Source organism: Streptomyces pseudogriseolus (genome assembly GCA_002154585.1).
Taxonomy (GTDB): domain Bacteria; phylum Actinomycetota; class Actinomycetes; order Streptomycetales; family Streptomycetaceae; genus Streptomyces; species Streptomyces pseudogriseolus.
In genome coordinates, this window is record MUNG01000770.1 from 283 (window position 1) to 536 (window position 254).

Genomic DNA, 254 nt, shown 5'->3' on the forward strand with positions numbered 1-254 from the left:
TCCGCTCCCCCGTCGCCCGCGTCCGCAGCGTCCGGTGCCGCGGACACCCCCCGCCGCTCTCGCAGCGCCCGGTGCAACGCCTCCCGCGCCGCGTCCGACGGGCGCGGTGTCCGGTCGGCCGGGGACGCAGGGGGTACCGAGGCGGCCGGACCAGCCTGCGCCGGCTCCTCACCCGAAGCACTCGAAGCACTTGAAGCACCTGAAGCACCCGGACCGCCCGAACCCGCCGACGCCGCCGCGCCCCGCCCCCTCGC